The sequence below is a fragment of the Eubacterium sp. SB2 genome, assembly GCF_001244405.1.
In the GTDB taxonomy this organism is placed as follows: Bacteria; Bacillota; Clostridia; order Lachnospirales; family Lachnospiraceae; genus Faecalicatena; species Faecalicatena contortus_B.
Genome location: NZ_LN865153.1, coordinates 2,338,099 through 2,357,296, shown reverse-complemented (window position 1 = coordinate 2,357,296; position 19,198 = coordinate 2,338,099). Strand labels below are relative to the sequence as shown.

The 19,198-nt window shown below is 48.4% G+C and carries 15 protein-coding genes; 14 read left to right on the top strand and 1 reads right to left on the bottom strand.

Annotated features, from left to right (window positions below):
• Position 1: 1 nt before the first annotated feature.
• The 11 genes from BN1938_RS22780 (at position 2) to BN1938_RS22725 (ending at position 13,407) form a co-directional block, all read left to right on the top strand.
• Positions 2-1,876, top strand: coding sequence for a glycoside hydrolase family 3 C-terminal domain-containing protein (locus BN1938_RS22780; RefSeq protein ID WP_050642671.1), 1,875 nt, complete (start codon positions 2-4; stop codon positions 1,874-1,876).
• Between the two features lie 75 nt (positions 1,877-1,951).
• Entirely contained in the window at positions 1,952-3,010 is a 1,059-nt protein-coding gene (locus BN1938_RS22775) for a uroporphyrinogen decarboxylase family protein (protein ID WP_050642670.1), read from the top strand.
• A 692-nt stretch (positions 3,011-3,702) separates the two neighbouring features.
• Positions 3,703-5,178: an aminotransferase class I/II-fold pyridoxal phosphate-dependent enzyme gene (locus tag BN1938_RS22765; protein WP_050642668.1), complete on the top strand. Its 1,476-nt coding sequence runs from the start codon at positions 3,703-3,705 to the stop codon at positions 5,176-5,178.
• On the top strand, positions 5,159-6,013 hold the full coding sequence (gene speE / locus BN1938_RS22760) for a polyamine aminopropyltransferase (protein WP_050642667.1): 855 nt from the start codon (positions 5,159-5,161) through the stop codon (positions 6,011-6,013). Before BN1938_RS22765 ends, speE begins: the two co-directional genes overlap by 20 nt.
• Entirely contained in the window at positions 6,014-7,273 is a 1,260-nt protein-coding gene (locus BN1938_RS22755) for a saccharopine dehydrogenase family protein (protein WP_050642666.1), read from the top strand.
• A 139-nt stretch (positions 7,274-7,412) separates the two neighbouring features.
• Positions 7,413-8,555 carry a carboxynorspermidine decarboxylase gene (gene nspC / locus BN1938_RS22750; protein WP_050642665.1) on the top strand — a complete coding sequence of 381 codons (1,143 nt, stop codon included), beginning with the start codon at positions 7,413-7,415 and terminating at the stop codon, positions 8,553-8,555.
• Positions 8,555-9,664 carry an agmatine deiminase gene (gene aguA, locus BN1938_RS22745; protein ID WP_050642664.1) on the top strand — a complete coding sequence of 370 codons (1,110 nt, stop codon included), beginning with the start codon at positions 8,555-8,557 and terminating at the stop codon, positions 9,662-9,664. The genes nspC and aguA overlap by 1 nt, the downstream gene beginning before the upstream one ends.
• Positions 9,661-10,527, top strand: coding sequence for an N-carbamoylputrescine amidase (aguB, locus tag BN1938_RS22740; protein WP_050642663.1), 867 nt, complete (start codon positions 9,661-9,663; stop codon positions 10,525-10,527). Before aguA ends, aguB begins: the two co-directional genes overlap by 4 nt.
• A gap of 1,033 nt (positions 10,528-11,560) precedes the next feature.
• Positions 11,561-12,340 carry an RNA polymerase sporulation sigma factor SigG gene (gene sigG / locus BN1938_RS22735; RefSeq protein WP_025657846.1) on the top strand — a complete coding sequence of 260 codons (780 nt, stop codon included), beginning with the start codon at positions 11,561-11,563 and terminating at the stop codon, positions 12,338-12,340.
• A gap of 131 nt (positions 12,341-12,471) precedes the next feature.
• Positions 12,472-13,125, top strand: a complete 654-nt coding sequence (locus BN1938_RS22730) for an HAD family hydrolase (RefSeq protein ID WP_050642662.1) — start codon at positions 12,472-12,474, stop codon at positions 13,123-13,125.
• A gap of 18 nt (positions 13,126-13,143) precedes the next feature.
• Positions 13,144-13,407, top strand: coding sequence for a glyoxalase (locus BN1938_RS22725; protein WP_050642661.1), 264 nt, complete (start codon positions 13,144-13,146; stop codon positions 13,405-13,407).
• 39 nt (positions 13,408-13,446) lie between these two features.
• On the opposite strand, the gene BN1938_RS22720 is transcribed toward BN1938_RS22725, so the two are convergent.
• Entirely contained in the window at positions 13,447-13,881 is a 435-nt protein-coding gene (locus BN1938_RS22720; RefSeq protein WP_050642660.1) for a hypothetical protein, read from the bottom strand.
• 173 nt (positions 13,882-14,054) lie between these two features.
• Between BN1938_RS22720 and pth the strand changes: the two genes are divergently transcribed.
• The 3 genes from pth to BN1938_RS22705 are packed head-to-tail and all read left to right on the top strand — an operon-like array spanning position 14,055 to position 19,099.
• Complete coding sequence (gene pth / locus BN1938_RS22715) at positions 14,055-14,633, top strand: aminoacyl-tRNA hydrolase (RefSeq protein WP_050642815.1); 579 nt, start codon at positions 14,055-14,057, stop codon at positions 14,631-14,633.
• A gap of 5 nt (positions 14,634-14,638) precedes the next feature.
• Entirely contained in the window at positions 14,639-17,998 is a 3,360-nt protein-coding gene (gene mfd, locus BN1938_RS22710) for a transcription-repair coupling factor (protein WP_050642659.1), read from the top strand.
• A 48-nt stretch (positions 17,999-18,046) separates the two neighbouring features.
• On the top strand, positions 18,047-19,099 hold the full coding sequence (locus BN1938_RS22705) for a peptidylprolyl isomerase (RefSeq protein WP_050642658.1): 1,053 nt from the start codon (positions 18,047-18,049) through the stop codon (positions 19,097-19,099).
• The last annotated feature ends 99 nt before the right edge of the window (positions 19,100-19,198 follow it).

Below are 19,198 nucleotides of genomic sequence, written 5' to 3'. Positions count from 1 at the left end.
TATGAATGATAGAGAACGAGCGAAACTATTGGTATCCAAAATGACATTTGCTGAGAAAATGGCGCAGATGCGGTACGATGCACTGCCTATCGAACGACTTGGAATTCCCGCATATAACTGGTGGAATGAGTGCTTGCATGGTGTGGCAAGATCAGGAAGAGCAACCGTGTTTCCGCAGGCAATTGGCATGGCATCCAGCTTTAATACGGAGTTAATGTATGCGGTGGCAGATGCTATATCAGATGAAGCCAGGGCAAAATATAATGAATATAAGAAGTTTGGAGAAACAGAAATTTATCAGGGCCTGACGATGTGGTCGCCGAATATAAATATTTTCAGGGATCCGCGCTGGGGCAGGGGGCAGGAAACATATGGCGAAGATCCATATTTGACAGGGAGGATGGCAGTTGCATTTATTCAGGGGTTACAGGGAAATGGCAGATATCGAAAAGTAGATGCTACGATTAAGCACTATGCAGTTCACAGCGGTCCGGAAGACCAAAGACATGGTTTTAATGCGGAAGTAACGCAGAAGGATTTGTATGAAACTTATTTGTGGGCTTTCAAATATTGCATAGATAATGCAGACCCTTCTGCGGTGATGGGAGCCTATAATAGTGTAAATGGTGATCTTTGCAGTGCCGGTAAGAAAATGCTCCGGGAAATTCTCCGCCAGGAATTGCATTTCGATGGCTATGTTGTATCAGATTGCGGTGCAATCTGTGACATTAACAAATATCATAAGGCAACTAAAAATGAAGCGGAGAGTGCTGCGATGGCGGTTAATAATGGCTGTGACCTAAATTGCGGAAACGCTTATAAATGGTTGAAGACAGCGGCAACAATGGGATTGGTATCAGAAGAAACTATCACAGAGTCTGTGGTTCGTCTTTTTACAGCCAGATATCGTCTGGGAATGTTTGATACAGATTGTGAGTATGATAAGATACCTTATGAAGTTGTGGAATGTGGAAAACATAGAGAGTTAAATCGGAAAATGGCTCAGGAAAGCATCGTGTTATTAAAAAACGATGGCATACTGCCGCTGAAAGAGGATGTTAGAATTGCAGTGATTGGTCCGAATGCAGATGATGTATCCGTTTTATTGGGGAATTATAATGGAACACCTTCATATTATACGACAATTTTGAGAGGGATACAGGAGAATGCGAAAGGACAGGTGCTGTATGCCAGAGGCTGTGAGTTGTATGATGATGCTGTTCGTGAGTGGGCTGAGAAACCAATGAGAGAAGCGATAATAGCTGCACAGAAATCAGATGTGGTGGTTTTGGTTATGGGCCTGAATCCTTATATGGAAGGAGAAGAAGGCGATGAGTATAATGGCTTTTTATCTGGAGACAAAAAAGACCTGGAATTTCCGGCGCCCCAAAAAAAATTATATGAGGCAATTGTAAAGACCGGGAAAAAAATAGTGTTTGTTAATGTATCAGGAAGTTGTTTGAATTTATACAATCAGGACAGGGAATGCTCAGCAGTGCTGCAGTGTTTCTATCCGGGAGCGGAAGGCGGAAGAGCATTTGCAGACATTTTATATGGACATGTCAGTCCCAGTGGAAGACTGCCGGTCACGTTTTATCGGTCTGTAGAAGACCTGCCTTTATTTAAAGACTATTCAATGGATAATAGAACTTACAAATTTTATAAAGGGAAACCAGTTTATGAATTTGGTTATGGCCTCACCTTTTCTGAAATCCAGGAAAAATGGATGGATGAGAACCATGTTGAAGTCCACAATGTGGGGGAATATGATACTGCTTATACAGTATTAAAATATGAATGGATACCGCACAAAAGTTTGTGTGGATTTCAAAAGATTTTTTTACGGAAAGGCGAAACAATAGAGGTTCGTTTTTAGTGTGGATAAAAGATTTGTAATAGGGCTGACTAACTGGAAAACATCTTCAGGTAGTCAGGAAGGAGGACACAAAAGATGGCATTCAAAGAGTTTACGGCAGAACAATTAAAACATATCATAGAAGGTAAAAATGCCTATGAAAGGATTCCGATGATTTATGATTTCTGGACCCCAGCAGAAAGATTGGGAAAAGATGAGGCAAGGGCGGTAGAATTGATGGAAGTGTACCCTTGTGATGCGCAGTGCATACAAATATGTATGCCGGACGTATCAGATGCACCAGCAGATGATCCGGAGTACAAATGGCTTTACAGAGAACAAAAGAAACAGAAATCAGCGAGCTATGACGCGCAGATATTAATCGAAGACTGGGAAGAGCTGGATGAGATTATTGCTCATTTTCCAGACCCCAAATATCCGGGGATATTTAAGGAGAAAGGAAAGGAAGACTCCAGGTATAAAGTCGCCTGCTGGTGGTACTGTTTTTTTGAACGGCTGTGGTCATTGCGGGGAATGGAAAATGCGCTGACGGATTTCTATTTTTATCCGGATGAAGTACACAGATTATTTCAGAAGCTGACAAATTTTTATATGCAGGTTATGGAGAGGGCTAAAAATGAACTTCATGCAGATGCTATATTCACATCGGATGATATAGGTACACAGACAGGGCCTTTTTTTTCTGAGAAAATTTTTGTTGAATTTTTTAAACCCTATTATAAACAGCTGTTTGATAAGGCCCATTCTCTGGACATGCATTTCTGGTTACATACATGTGGAAATATTGAATTATTTTTACCGCACTTCATTGAAATTGGTTTGGATGTGATTCATCCAATTCAGAAATATACGATGGAAGAAGCAAGAATTGCAAAGTTATATGGTGATAAGATCTGTATCTGGGCCGGATTTGATGTACAGAAGACCATTCCATTTGGAACGGCTGATGAAGTTCGGGAAGAAGTAAGATTTATGATAGACACATATGTCCGTAAAAACGGCAGATTTATGCTGGCCTGTGGAAATTGCCTCACATCAGACTGCCCAATAGACTCCTTTGAGGCGCTGCTGAGGGAATCTTATGATTATGGTAATAAAAAAATGAAAAATTTGGTTCGTGCAGAAGAGGTTTAAGGCAGTGGCCTAAGCGGAATGCCGGAGTCTCGTACAAAGGTACAGGGAAAGTTTAAAAGTAGGCTGTTCCCTATTTTGGTGAAAAAAGAAACTTATAATTTTCTTCGGGAACTCCCAGCCTGTTGGCTGGGAGTTCTTGGGATATAATCTTTACGTTCATCGGCCCCGCGAATAGTAACTCAGTAACTCATTCCCCAAAAACTATTGACTTTTGGTTGTGATATGCTAAAATTATCGTGACATGCATAGATACAATCGTTCTATCATGCAAATATAGGCCTGACAGTTTTTTCTGTGAAAAGCTCATCGGACAGGGCTGGCCGCTGCCGCGGGTGGCGATAGCGCCACATTTATTGATCGAGTTAAAAGCTCAGTTTTATAAGTTGGTTACTTTATAACCTGCAAATGCATACCACTTGTGAAATGTTCAATAGAGGAGTAGTAAAAGTATATTTGCTGTATAGACTCTGATAAGAGGACAAATTGATTGTATACGCTGTGCGGATATTCTATCTTTCCGGAGGAAAGGCGGACTCTATTACCCATAATGTATATGACAGGTAGTGTTGCTTTTGCACACTGCCTTTTTTATATAGGTAATTATTTTGGAATTTCTTATTGCGAATGTTTTCTGTTTTGTGTTATATATCTGCAAAACTTAACGAAATCACAGATACACAGGAGAAAGAAGAATGGATAAAAAGCGACAATTACAGGCACCGATTTACAGCGCTCTGGAGCGTTTCCGCAAGCAGCGGGTCGTACCTTTTGACGTGCCGGGCCATAAAAGAGGCAGAGGGAATCCGGAGCTGGTGGAATTGCTGGGGGAAAAATGCGTCGGAATCGATGTGAATTCCATGAAACCGCTGGATAATCTCTGTCATCCGGTTTCTGTAATCAAGGAGGCGGAGGAACTGGCGGCGGATGCGTTTGGCGCGGCACATGCTTTTCTGATGGTGGGCGGAACGACCTCCTCTGTGCAGAGCATGGTTCTCTCCGCGTGCAAAGCGGGGGATAAGATTATACTGCCCAGAAATGTACATAAAAGCGTGATCAATGCGCTGGTGCTTTGCGGGGCCGTTCCGGTATATATTGACCCGAAAGTAGACCAAATGCTGGGGATTCCGCTGGGAATGGAGCTGGAGGACGTACGCAGTGCGATTGAAGAGCATCCCGATGCCTCCGCGGTCTTCGTTAATAATCCGACTTATTATGGAATCTGTTCTGATATCAGGAGCATTGTGGAGCTGGCGCACAGCAAGGGAATGCTGGTGCTGGCAGATGAGGCTCACGGGACGCATCTTTATTTTGGTCAGGGCCTGCCCTGTTCTGGTATGGAGGCGGGGGCGGATATGGCCGCGGTCAGCATGCATAAGTCCGGAGGGAGCCTGACTCAGAGTTCCCTGCTGCTTCTGGGACCGGGCATGAACGAGCGCTATGTGTCCCAGATCGTGAACCTTACGCAGACGACCAGCGCTTCCTATCTGTTAATGGCAAGCCTGGACATCTCGAGGAGGAACCTGGCGTTAAGAGGTGAGGAGACTTTCCAGAAGGTGGCCCAGATGGCGGAATACGCCAGGGAAGAGATCAATGGGATCGGCGGGTATTATGCCTATGGCTCCGAACTAAAGAATGGCGGCAGCATCTTTGATTTCGATGTGACCAAGCTGGCTGTCTATACGCGGGACATCGGGCTGGCTGGGATTGAGGTTTATGACCTGCTGCGTGATGAGTATGACATACAGATTGAATTCGGGGATATCAGTAATATACTGGCCTACATATCTATCGGGGACCGGCTGCAGGACATCGAGCGGCTTGTGGGGGCGCTGGCAGATATTAAGAGGCTGTACCGGGAGCCAAAGAAGAATGTTTTTCTGGCGGAATATATCGCCCCGGTTGTGGTAACAACGCCGCAGCAGGCATTTTATGCGGAGAAGGAGAGCCTGCCGATTGAGGAGACCGCGGGAAGGGTCTGCGGGGAATTTGTGATGTGTTATCCCCCGGGAATTCCAATTCTGGCTCCGGGCGAACAGATTACGGAAAAACTGATCCACTATATCCGGTTTGCGCAGGATAAGGGATGTTCTATGCAGGGGCCGGAGAGCCTGGATCTTTCGAGGCTGAATGTGCTAAAGGAGGTTGGCGATGGATTTTTGGGTAAGTGAGATGCATACCAATAATGTAAAGATCTCGATTCGTGCAGAGAGGCAGCTGTTTAGCGCGCAGAGCGAATTTCAGCGGCTGGATATTTTCGAGACGCCTGAATTCGGAAAAGTACTGACTTCGAACGGAAACGTGATATTTACGGAGAAGGATGAATTTATTTACGATGAAATGATTGTCCATGTGCCCATGGCGGTGCACCCTCATGTCAAAAATGTACTGGTGCTGGGCGGCGGGGACGGCGGAGTGCCGAGAGAGTTGTCGTATTATGATGAGATAGAGCATATCGATGTGGTCGAGGCGGACCAGCTGTTTGTCTATGCGTGCCGGGAACATTTTCCGGAGGATGCAAACGGGCTGGATGACGACCGGGTGTCCATGTATTATGAGGACGGACTGAAGTTTCTGCGCTCCAGGCAGGACGCCTATGACCTGATCATTAATGACTGTACGGATCCTCTGGGGCATGCGGCGGGGCTGTTCACCAAGGAATTTTATGGAAGCTGTTTCCAGGCGCTCCATGACGATGGGATCATGGTGTACCAGCATGGAAGTCCATTCTATGCTGAGGACGAGGAAAGCTGCCGGATCATGCACAGAAAAGCATACCGCAGTTTTCCCGTAAACCGGGTCTATCAGGCCCATATCCCCACCTGCCCTGCAGGGTACTGGCTGTTCGGCTTTGCATCGAAAAAGTACCATCCACTCAGAAACCTGGATGCAAAGAGGTGGAGAGAACGGGGAATTCAGACGAGTTACTACACGACAAACCTACATACAGGGGCTTTTATGCTCCCCAAATATGTGGAGGATTTATTAGAAGAGGAGGAAGCTTGAATGAGCAGAATATTAGTGATCGGCTGTGGAGGCGTTGCTTCGGTTGCCATTAGGAAATGCTGTCAGAATGAGAAGGTGTTTAAGGAACTGTGTATTGCAAGCAGGACGAAAGAGAAGTGTGATGCACTCAAAGAAAAGCTGGAAGGGAAAACATCCGTAAAAATTACAACCGCGCAGGTGGACGCAGACCATGCATCGGAGGTTGCGGCATTGATCCGCAGCTATCAGCCGGATGTGGTTTTGAATCTGGCGCTGCCATATCAGGATCTCTCCATCATGGAAGCCTGTCTGGAGTGCGGCGTCCATTACATCGATTCCGCTAACTACGAGCCGGAGGATACGGATGATCCCGCGTGGCGTGCAGTCTATGAAAAACGCTGCAGGGAGAAAGGATTTACTGCGTATTTTGATTACAGCTGGCAGTGGGAGTACAATGAGAAATTTCGGGAAAAGAATCTCACCGCGCTGCTTGGATCCGGATTTGACCCTGGGGTGACAAGTGTATTTACCGCCTATGCAATGAAACATTATTTTGATGAGATCCATACGATTGATATACTGGACTGCAACGGCGGGGACCACGGCTATCCGTTTGCAACCAACTTCAACCCGGAGATCAATCTGAGAGAGGTGTCTGCAAACGGGAGCTACTGGGAGGACGGCCACTGGGTAGAGACTGAACCGATGGAAATAAAGCGCACCTACGATTTTCCACAGGTGGGCCAAAAAGAGATGTACCTTCTGCACCATGAGGAGATAGAATCTCTGGCCGTGCATGTTCCGGGAGTGAAGCGTATCCGTTTCTTCATGACCTTTGGAGAGAGCTATCTCACCCATATGAAATGCCTGGAAAATGTAGGGATGCTCTCCACCAGCCCGATTGTTTTTGAGGGAAAGGAGATTGTTCCCATTCAGTTTCTGAAAGCGCTGCTTCCGGATCCTGCCACACTCGGGCCGCGCACAAAGGGAAAGACGAATATTGGCTGTATCTATACAGGCGTGAAGGACGGACAGGAGAAAACCATCTATATCTATAACGTGTGCGACCACGAGGAATGCTACCGGGAGGTGGAAAGCCAGGCTATCAGTTATACCACAGGGGTACCGGCGATGATCGGGACTGCATTGGTTGCTTCGGGTATCTGGAATAAAAGAGGCGCTGTGAACCTGGAAGAACTGGATCCGGATCCGTTTATGGATATGCTGAACCAGTACGGCCTTCCCTGGGTGGTGAATGAAAATCCTGAAACCGTGGAGTAGGGAAACACATATCCGGCAGGAGGTGCGGCAGGCCGCAGAATCATGAAATTTCGTAACAGTTCAGGCCTGTCTGAACTGTTACGAAATGGCGGTGGCAATTTCTTTTATAAAAGCTTAATGAAAACACGAGGAAAGAGTATTGAAAGAAAACTTATTAAGAACAGAAGAACTAAGGACACCGGTTTATCTTGTAGATGAAGCAAAACTGGAGCATAATCTGGAGATACTTGAAAACGTGCAGGAGGAGACCGGATGCAGAATCCTTCTGGCCCAGAAAGCATTTTCCATGTATCGGGTGTATCCGATGATCCGGCGTTATCTTGCGGGCGCTACCGCAAGCGGACTGTATGAGGCGAGGCTGGCTGCGGAGGAGATGGGTGGAGAGAATCACGTATTTTCTCCGGCGTATACTGCAGAAGAGATGCAGAAGCTCTGCGAGATTTGCAGCCATATCAGCTTCAATTCGATTGCACAGCTTGAGCGCCACCGGACATTGTGGGAAACGAAGGGGATCAGTGCAGGGCTTCGGATTAACCCGGAGCATTCTACACAGGAGGGGCCTGCCATTTATGATCCCTGTGCGCCGGGATCGAGGCTTGGAATCCGGCGGGAACAGTTTCCCAAGCGGCTTCCGGCAGGGGTGGAAGGCCTGCATGTCCACACCCTCTGTGAGCAGGATGCGGCCCCGCTTGTGGAGACGTTCGAGGCGGTAGAGGAAAAGTTCGGGGAATACCTTCACCAGATTCGATGGCTCAATCTCGGAGGCGGGCACCACATCACAAGGCCGGGATATGATATTGCAGCATTGAAGGACCTGCTCTGTCGGATACGGGATACCTACCATGTACAGATTTATCTGGAGCCTGGGGAGGCGGTTGCACTGAATGCCGGATATCTGATCACGGAAGTGATGGATATTGTGGAGAATGAAACTCCGGTTTTGATACTCGATGCATCCGCAGCCTGCCATATGCCGGATGTGTTGGAGATGCCTTACCGCCCGCCGCTGAGGGATAGCGGTAAACCGGGGGAAAAGGCAGTAACGTGCACGCTTGGCTGCAGAACCTGTCTGGCGGGGGATGTAATCGGAGATTACAGCTTTGATGAAATGCCCGGAATCGGGGAACGCCTGGTGTTTGAAGATATGGCGATCTATACGATGGTGAAAAATAATACCTTTAACGGTATGCCGCTGCCGGACATTGCGCTTCTCAGAAAAGACGGGATGTGCGAGGTTATTAAACGGTTTGGCTATCAAGATTTTAAGGAGCGTTTATCCTGATGAATAAGTTGACAACGCCGCGGGAAGACGGCTATTTTATGCCTGCGGAATTTGCCCCTCACGAGGCTGTTATTTTAATCTGGCCGGTGCGGCCAGGAAGCTGGGGAAAGAATCCAGAGAGGGCAAAGAAGGCATTTTTAGAGATTATACGAGAGGCGTCCCGGAGTGAAAAAGTATATTTACTGGCAGACCGGGAACATGAGGAAGAGGCGGTACGCGCGGCAGGAGGGTTTGCTGAAATCCTGACAGTGGAGAGCGATGATGCCTGGGCCAGGGACGTGGCCCCCACCTTTGTCACCAATGGAAGGGATGTCAGGGGCATCAGCTGGCGTTTTAATGCCTGGGGCGGCAGCACAGACGGCTTGTATGCTTCCTGGGATAAAGACGATGCGGCTGCAGGTGCGATTCTGGACAAACTGGGCTATTTTTGCTACGATGCGGGAGCTTTTGTGCTGGAGGGCGGTTCTATCCATTCTGATGGGGAAGGCACCATATTGACAACAAAGAGCTGCCTGCTTAGCCCCGGCAGGAATCCGCAGCTGTCAAAGCTGCAGATCGAGGAAAAATTAAAAGAATATCTGGGAGCCGAAAAGATACTGTGGCTGCCCAGGGGAATCTATATGGATGAGACGAATGAACATGTGGACAACGTCTGTGCATTTACTGCACCAGGAGAGGTTGTGCTTGCCTGGACAGATGATCGGGAGGATCCCCAGTATGAGCTTTCCAGGGCCTGCCTGGATTATCTGGAAAAACAGACGGATGCAAAAGGCCGCCGGCTGACCGTGCACAGGCTGCCCATACCCGATGTACCCGTGAGGGTGACACGGGAAGAAGTGGAGCAGTTTGTATTTGAAGCCGGAGAAGATATGCGGGAAGCCGGGGAACGGCTGGCCGCCAGCTATGTGAATTTTTATTTTACCAACGATGCCGTGCTGGTGCCTCAGTTCGGTGGTGAGAATAAGGAAAGTGACAGGCGTGCGCTGGAGATACTGCGGCCCCTGTGCCCCGGACGCAGGGTGACAGGGATAGACAGCAGGGCGATTCTGCTGGGAGGCGGCAATATCCACTGTATTACCCAGCAGATTCCAGAAGGAGGAGGACAATGAGTGAGGTTACGGTTGCAGTGATACAGATGCAATGTACTGCAGATGTACAACAGAATATGAGAACAGCAGAACGGCTGGTCAGGCAGGCGGCAGAGCAGGGCGGTCAGGTGATTCTGCTTCCGGAACTGTTCGAGCGGCAGTATTTCTGCCAGGAACGGCGATATGAATACTATAACTATGCCCTTCCGACAGAGGACAATCCTGCGGTGCGTGCCATGCAAAGCCTGGCAGGTGAGCTGGGGCTTGTGATTGTGGTAAGTTTTTACGAGCGGGCGCAGAACACCTTGTATAACTCTGCAGCTGTGGTGGATGCAGACGGCAGCCTGCTGGGAGTGTACCGGAAGACACATATCCCGGACGATCATTTTTATCAGGAAAAATTTTACTTTACACCGGGAGACACCGGATTTACCGTATGGGATACAAGATATGGCCGGATTGGAGTCGGGATCTGCTGGGATCAGTGGTTCCCGGAGACGGCCAGATGCCTGGCTCTGAAAGGAGCCGATGTGATCCTGTACCCAACTGCCATAGGCAGTGAACCGATTCTGGACTGTGACAGCTCGGGACATTGGAGAAGAGCCATGCAGGGCCACGCGGCGGTCAATATCGTGCCGGTGGCGGCTGCCAACAGGTTCGGGCTGGAAAAAGTAGAGCCATGTCCGGAAAATGCGGGCCAGAGTTCCAGCCTGGAGTTCTATGGTAGCAGTTTTATAACCGATGAAACAGGAGCCGTTCTGTGTCAGGCGGGCAGAGATACGGAAAACGTGCTGTGCGCCCGGTTTGATTTCGAGAAGATCAGAAGAGAAAGGCTGGAATGGGGGCTTTTCAGGGATCGGCGGCCAGAGTGTTATTGGAGTTGACGAGCTTTAGACTTGGCGGAGGATGGGGACGCACCGTAAAGGGATAGCCGGGAAGCGCCGGAAGAGTATATGCCCGGCGGAAGTGCACCCCGTACATTAAGAAATTCTAAGCAGAAAAAGGCAGAAAATTGGAGCACAGCTGACACATCACGAGAAATCGGATGATTTCTCGCGCTGGGTCAGCAGAAAACGCGCTTCGGGAGCACGTTTTCTCTCCAATTTTCTGCCTTTTTCTGCTAAGAATTTCTAAGATGTACTCCAGCACTTCCGCCGGGCATATACTCTTCCGGCGCTTCCCGGCTATCCCTTTACGGTGCTGGGTTCATCCAATCGGCAGGCAAGAGCCGTTCGTCAGGTGGGCTCCAAACGGGGGCAGTGTATGAATTCGTTTGGTGTAGCGACGTATCCCCGGTACATAGAAAAAAATTATCTTTTGCAAAGGGCGATGTGATGTGCTTACAGCGTAACTTTTCATACTTCCGAAAGTTATACCTTTCCAATTAATAATAAATGGAGATTTTTTTGTTCCGCCAAACGAATCAATACGCCGCTCCGGTTCCGAGCCGCCCGAGTTGACAATCATAACTACAAATTGGATGCACCCAGCGAAATGAAGGGAGAGACGCAAGCCTCCCAAGTGCACATATGCCGTTTCGAGGTGCTAAAGCGGACCTTAGAAATTCTTGGAAGCCGGCAGCTGAAAAAGTAGGGAAATTTTGTGATCACCGAATCACAAAATTAGGCGGCCCAGCGCGAGAAATCATCAGATTTCTCGTGATGTGCCGCCGGTGCCCTGCTTTTTTAGCTGCCGGCTTCCTAGAATTTCTTAGGTCCGCGTCCGCATATCGAAACGGCATATGTGCACTTGGGAGGCTTGCGTCTCTCCCTTTATTTCGCGCCCCCCCTTTCATCAATTCCCCGTTCATTTGTCAAGGTCTAAAACTTTTTTTAATTTGCGCATCTTCGAATAACCCGCCTCTAGATTGAGAATGATTTTACTAGATTCAAATTTTCATCTAGGAGGATTTTTATTATGGCACTGAATAAAGTTGAATTGTGTGGGGTTAATACGGCGAAGCTTCCGCTCTTAAAGGAAGAAGAAAAAGAAGCTTTGTTTGTGAGAATCAAGGCAGGAGATGAGGAGGCCCGTGAGGAATATATTAAGGGCAATCTCCGCCTCGTTTTGAGTGTGATCAAGCGGTTTTCCAACAGCAATGAGAATGCGGATGACCTGTTTCAGATTGGCTGCGTGGGGCTGATGAAGGCGGTGGATCATTTTGACCCGGACAGACTGGTGAAGTTCTCTACTTATGCGGTGCCCATGATTATCGGAGAAATCAGGAGATATCTGCGGGATAATAATTCCATCCGGGTGAGCCGCTCCCTGCGTGATACGGCCTATAAAGCGATTTACGCAAAGGAAGGCTACATGAAGAAACATCTGAAAGAACCTACCGTGCAGGAGATCGCCGAGGAGATCGGAATCTCAAAAGAGGATATCGTCTTTGCACTGGATGCGATTCAGATGCCGATGAGCCTGCACGAACCGGTATACAGCGACGGAGGCGATACGCTCTATGTGATGGATCAGGTCAGTGACAAGAAAAACAAAGAAGAAAACTGGGTGGAGGAGCTGTCCCTTGAGGCCGCTATGGAACGCCTGAATGAAAGGGAACGTTATATTATTACTTTAAGATTTTTCGAGGGAAAAACGCAGATGGAAGTCGCGGAGGAGATTAAAATATCCCAGGCTCAGGTGAGCCGGCTGGAGAAAAATGCGCTCAAGGTCATGAAACAGTATCTGCTGGGCTAAAATAAGCTGCCGTGCATACCATGGCCCTGCACTGAAACAAAAATATATAGAATCCCTGTATTTTATGGTTGAAATTTCCATGACTTCATACTATTATAAACGTAGACTAAAGGAAGGTATGGAGAGGAACCATGTATAAGATATGCATTTTTGATTTAGACGGAACTTTAACGGATACGTTGGATTCTCTGACTTTTTCTGTGAATGAGACATTGAAGGAGATGGGGCTTTCCCCGATCACCAGTGAACAGTGCCGCATGTTTGTAGGAAATGGAGCAAGGGTATTGATGGAGAAAGCACTGTGGGAAAGCGCCAAGGCTGGTCCGGAAAGGCTGGACGAGGCAATGGAGATATACGGCCGTATATTTGACGCTAACTGCACATATCATGTAATACCATATGACGGTATCTTAAAGCTCCTGGAGGGCATGAGGGCACGCGGTATCTGTCTGGCAGTGCTGTCAAACAAACCTGACAGGCAGACCGTGCATGTGGTGGAAGAGATATTCGGCAAGGATACGTTTCAATGGATTCAGGGCCAGAAAGAAGGCATACCCAGAAAGCCGGATCCTTATGCCGCCCTGCAGATCGCCGGGAGGTTTGGGGCTGAGCCGGAAGAGTCACTGTATGTAGGGGATTCGGAAGTGGACATTGCAACCGGCAGGGCAGCCGGGATGAAGACGATAGGAGTGTCCTGGGGCTTTCGGGGAAGAGATGCGCTTGCAGAGGCGGGAGCCGTGCATGTTGTAGATTCTCCGGAGGAGATTCTGAATTTGATTACTTAAAAGGGAGGGAAAAGAGTCATGTATGAATATGATGACGAGTGTCTGCTTACATTTTTAAAGAAGCAGTCTCAGCTATTTGATGAGCCGGTGGCAGAGACCATCGAGGCAGCGGAGGCTTTCCTGGAGGAATGCATGGCCGCAGTCGTGGATTCCCTTGATGAGGTGAGGGAATATTTTGAGGAAAGCGGGATTGACGTGGATGGAATGTCGGACGAGGAATTGGAAGAGGCGTCCGAGGTCTTTGCACTTCCGAACGGACAATATCTAATTGTGGAAGGTTAATCCGAATACTTAAAGCAATGAAGCACAAAAGCCGCAGCATCATTTCACTGCGGCTTTTTCTGTGGCCTCTTTTATGGCGTCCAGTATAACCTGAGATGTGTAGGGGGTGTCGTCTGACAGTGAGATATCCTCCAGGGACTGCTTGTCGTAGACCTGATCTGCTATATCTTCGATTGCCGGCTGAATCAGAGGAAACATGGTGGTCATTGCCTCATCCAGATTGGAAAATCGGATGGAATTGATGTGGGACTCATCCACGGATACTTCCACTTCCAGATTTGTATTGTTTAACGTCAGCGTCGAGGTATAGACTCCCGGAGTATACTGCTTTTTCGCATCTGCACTCTTATCTTTTCCGCCGGGACGGAACATGACAATCAGCAGTATGATCAGAAGAATGCCAAGTGCCGCGAAGACTGCCGTATAGATGATTTCTTTCATATGCAGAACAATAATTTTTGTTTTGGAACCCATTGAAGAGACCTCCCGTGTTAGTCAATTTTACTTCCCTGTAATGGGCAGGTAAGGAAAACTGTCCATTGCGCTTTTTATAAGTGTATGACGTGAAGGGAAAAAATATTCGCGTCTTTTGCGTGACAAATAGAATGGCATCCTGTAAAATGGATAAGAATGAAGAGGTGAAAAGGATGTATATCATAGCAGGTCTGGGAAATCCGGACAGACAATATGAAGGTACGAGGCATAATGTGGGATTCGAAGTGATAGATACCATTGCTTCGAAATATAATATAGCAGTGGACACGAAAAAACACAGAGCCTTCATTGGCAAGGGTGTGATACGCGGGCAGAAGGTGATTCTGACAAAGCCGCAGACATATATGAACCTGAGCGGAGAGAGTATTATCAGCCTTGTGGAATATTATAAGATTGATGAAGAGCAGGAATTGATCGTAATATACGATGATGTCAGCCTGGGGGTCGGGAAGCTCCGTATCCGTGCAAAGGGCAGTGCCGGCGGCCACAATGGAATCAAGAATATCATTGCTCATCTTGGAAGTGAGGTATTTCCCAGGATTAAAATAGGAGTTGGTGAGAAACCGCCCAAATATGATCTGGCGGACTATGTACTCGGACATTTTACCAAAGCGGAGCACGAGTTGATGGAGGAAGGTTATGGGAATGCGGTCCATGCCGTAGAGATGATAATATCCGGTGAGATTCAGGCTGCAATGAATGAGTATAACCGGAAAAAGAAGGAAGAGTAGATAATATGCAGGCTTTTTTAGCGCCGCTTGCCGAGCTGGCGGAGTACAAGGAGATATTCGGCAGACGAAAGAAAAACAGCGGAGTTCTGCAGATTACAGGCTGCGTCAATTCCCAGAAAACACATTTGATGTATGCATTGAGCGATGGTTGTTATTATAAAATCATCGCTTTTTCCAGTGATGAAAAGGCAAAGAAGGCTTATGAGGAATACCGGTTCCTGGATGATAATGTGTATCTGTATCCGGCGAAGGACCTTCTGTTTTACCATGCGGACATTAAGGGAAAGTACCTGATCAAGCAGCGGATGGAGGTGGTACGCGCTATACTCGAGGCGGAAGAAATGGAGAGCATGGATGAGGGCGGAATCACGGTTATCACAACGATGGACGCTTTTTTGGATGGTATGCCTTCTCTGCGGGAAATTGCAAAGCGCAGGATCCATGTGGAGGGGACGGGGACACTGGATTTTATAAAGCTGCAGGAAAAGCTTTCCGCAATGGGGTATGAACGGGAGGTTGAGATCGAAGGCCCCGGGCAGTATGCGGTCAGGGGCGGTATACTGGATGTGTTCCCTTTGACGGAGGAGCTTCCGGTCCGCATTGAACTGTGGGGGGACGAGGTGGATTCCATCCGGACATTTGATGTGGAAAGCCAGCGGTCGATCGAGAACCTGGATAATGTGGACATTTATCCCGCAGCGGAATTTCTTGGAGAGCGAGGAAAAAGCGTTTCTTTTCTGGATTATTTCCCAAAGGAAAAGAGCCTGTTGTTTTTGGATGAGCCTCTGCGTCTGGCAGAACATGCGGATGAAACCGCGGAAGAGTATCTGAACAGCCGGAAAAACAGGGAAGAAGCCGGGATGCAGGAGGAAGAGGAACCGGAAATTTTTTCAACGAAGGTGATTGTAGATAAGATGAACCAGTATTACGGCATCGGTCTTACAACGCTGGAATCTAAATGCGGCGGTTTTCATGTGCGGGATACCTACAGTCTGCAGACGAAAGGGGTCAATCCCTACAATAACAGCTTCGAGATGCTTACAAGGGACCTGAAGCGCCTGAAAAGAAGCGGTTACCGGGTGATACTGCTTTCCGGTTCCCGGACCCGGGCAAGACGGCTTGCCGAGGATCTGCGGGATTATGACCTGAGCAGTTTTTACAGCGAGGATATGCACCGGGAAGTGCAGCCCGGGGAGATCATGGCCGCCTACGGACATGTTGCGGAGGGGTACGAGTACCCGATGCTGAAGTTTATGGTGATATCCGAGACGGATATTTTCGGGAAGCAGAAGCGCAAAAAACGGCGCAGGACCTATGAAGGCCAGAAGATCCAGAATTTTTCCGAACTCAAGGTAGGCGACTATGTCGTTCATGAAAATCACGGCCTTGGGATCTACCAAGGGATTGAGAAGATTGAAGTTGATAAAGTAACCAAAGATTATATGAAGATTTCCTATGCTGGCGGAGGGGCGCTGTATATTCTGGCTACCCAGCTGGATCTGATCCAGAAGTACGCCGGTGCGGATGCGAAAAAGCCGAAACTGAACAAGCTGGGCACCAGCCAGTGGACAAAGACAAAGAGCCAGGTGCGCAGAGCTGTCAGGGCAGTGGCAAAGGATCTGGTGGAGCTTTATGCGGCAAGGCAGGAGTCCCAGGGATTCGTATATGAACCGGATACCGTGTGGCAGAAGGAATTTGAGGAGATGTTTCCTTTTGAGGAGACCGATGACCAGCTGCAGGCGATTGCGGACACAAAGCGGGACATGGAAAGCAAAAAGATCATGGACCGGCTGATCTGCGGGGATGTGGGTTACGGAAAAACAGAGATTGCGATCCGGGCGGCATTTAAGGCGGTACAGGAAGGAAAACAGGTAGTCTATCTGGTACCGACCACGATTCTGGCCCAGCAGCACTATAATACCTTTGTGCAGCGGATGCGGGATTTTCCGGTCAGGGTAGACCTCCTGTGCCGGTTCCGCACATCGGCTCAGCAAAAGAAGACAGTGGAGGATTTAAAAAAAGGGCTGGTGGATATTGTGATCGGCACCCACAGAGTGCTCTCCAAGGATGTACAGTTTAAAGACCTGGGGCTGCTCGTGATCGATGAGGAGCAGCGTTTTGGCGTTACCCATAAAGAGAAGATCAAAAAGCTCCGGGAGAATGTGGATGTGCTGACGCTGACAGCAACGCCGATTCCGAGGACACTCCATATGAGTCTGATCGGGATCCGGGATATGAGCGTCCTGGAGGAGGCCCCTATGGACAGAATGCCGATCCAGACCTATGTCATGGAATACAACGATGAGATGGTCCGGGAGGCCATAGAGAGGGAACTGTCCAGGGACGGGCAGGTATACTACGTCTACAACAGGGTGAGTGATATCGCGGATGTAGCGGGGAGAATACAAAAGCTGGTGCCGGATGCAGCCGTTTCCTTCGCGCATGGACAGATGAATGAACGCCAGCTGGAAAACATTATGTATGATTTTATTAACGGGGATATTGATGTTCTGGTGTCCACAACGATCATCGAGACCGGGCTGGACATCTCCAACGTGAACACCATGATAATCCACGATGCAGACCGCCTCGGGCTGTCACAGCTGTATCAGCTCCGGGGGCGTGTGGGCCGTTCCAGCCGGATGGCCTATGCATTTTTACTGTACAGAAGAGATAAGATGCTCAAAGAAGTGGCGGAAAAACGTCTTGCGGCCATCCGGGAATTTACGGATCTGGGATCCGGGTTTAAGATCGCGATGCGGGATCTGGAGATCCGCGGAGCAGGCAACCTTCTCGGGGAAGAGCAGCACGGCCATATGGAAGCCGTGGGGTACGACTTGTACTGCAAGATGCTCAATGAAGCGGTGAAGCAGCTTAAAGGCGAACTGGAGGAGGATGTCTACACCACAACGATGGACCTCAATATTGACGCTTATATTCCGGAATCCTATATCCCGAACGAATATCAGAAGCTGGATATATATAAACGGATTGCCAGCATCGAGAACGAGGAAGAGATGGATGATATGATAGAAGAGCTGATTGACCGTTTTGGGGATATTCCGAGGAAGGTGCAGCAGCTTTTGAATATTGCTGGTCTGAAAGCGCTTGCCCATTCCGCCTATGTGACCGCGGTCGAGCAGAAAGGGGATGCTTATCAGTTTACCATGTATGAAAAAGCGAAGGTACAGCCGCAGAAAATCCCGGGTCTTTTACAGGCCTATCATGGGAGCCTGGTGTTCAAAGCAGATACTCCTCCGTACTTCCTGTACCAGAAGAAAGGACGCAGCGGAAGGGAGAAGGATGAGAACGTGCTGGAATTGGTGAAAAAGGTGTTAAATGACATAAAAGGCTTGTTAGAATAAGAAAAACAAGCTATAATAATGAAGTTAAAATGTACGTAGGAGGATGTTATGGGACAGTTCAAAAAAAGAGTGATGATCATGGCTGCTGCGGGCCTTATCGCGGTTTCTTCCCTGGCAGGGTGCAGCCGCTCTATGAATAATGATGCCGTAGTTGCCGAAGTAGGAGAAGACAAGATTGTGCTGGGGGTTGCTAACTTTTATGCAAGGATGCAGCAGGCACAGTATGAGACATATTATGCCGGGATGATGGGAACCACCGGCGAGGCCATGTGGACACAGGAAGTAGAAGAGGGCAAGACCTATGAGGATACGACAAAGGAAAGTACCTTGAAAGCAATCGAGGACATGTATCTTCTGAAGCAGCACGCGGCCGATTATCAAGTGGAACTGACCGATGATGATAAAAAGGCGATTAAGAAGGCAGCAGAATCCTTTGTGGAAGACAACACGCTGGAGGATAAAGAGGTGGTGTCTGGTTACGAGAAGTACGTCAAGACATTTCTGGAGTTGGCTACCATTCAGGCAAAGATGAATGCTCCGATGAAAGAAGGCGTGGACGAAGAGGTTTCCGACGAAGAAGCGGCGCAGAAGAGTATGCAGTATGTGCTGTTCTCCTATAATAAGACAGATGGGGAAGGCAATTCAGAGGCCATGACGGACGATGAAAAGTCGGCCCTGAAAGAGACAGCAGAGAAGTTTGCAGAAGATCTGAAAAACAGTGACGGTAAGGATCTGGAGGCAGCGGCTTCAGAAGCAGATCTGGAAGTACAGACAGCAACCTTTGATTCCGAATCCACATCGCCCACGGCTGACCTGGTAAAGGCAGCAGATGCGCTGGAGGAAGGCGATGTAACCGGCATCGTAGAATCTGACAACGGAATCTACGTAGCAAAGCTGACCAGCAACCTGGACAGAGAGGCCACAGATGCCAAAAAGGAATCCATTGTGGAGGAAAGAAAGCAGGAACAGTACGATTCCCTCCTGGAACAGTGGAGAAAAGATACAAAGATAACAGAACATGAAAAAGTATGGAAAAAAGTAAAATTTGAAAAACAGGGTGTGACTATCGTACAGAATGAGGAAGAGGGGGCGGACGAATAGTTAACGAGTTTTAGTTTCGTTGGCGGAGGGGGACGCTTCATGACAGGGCTGCCGGGAAGGGACTGGGGCTGTATATGCCGTTTCGGTATGCACCCGTGC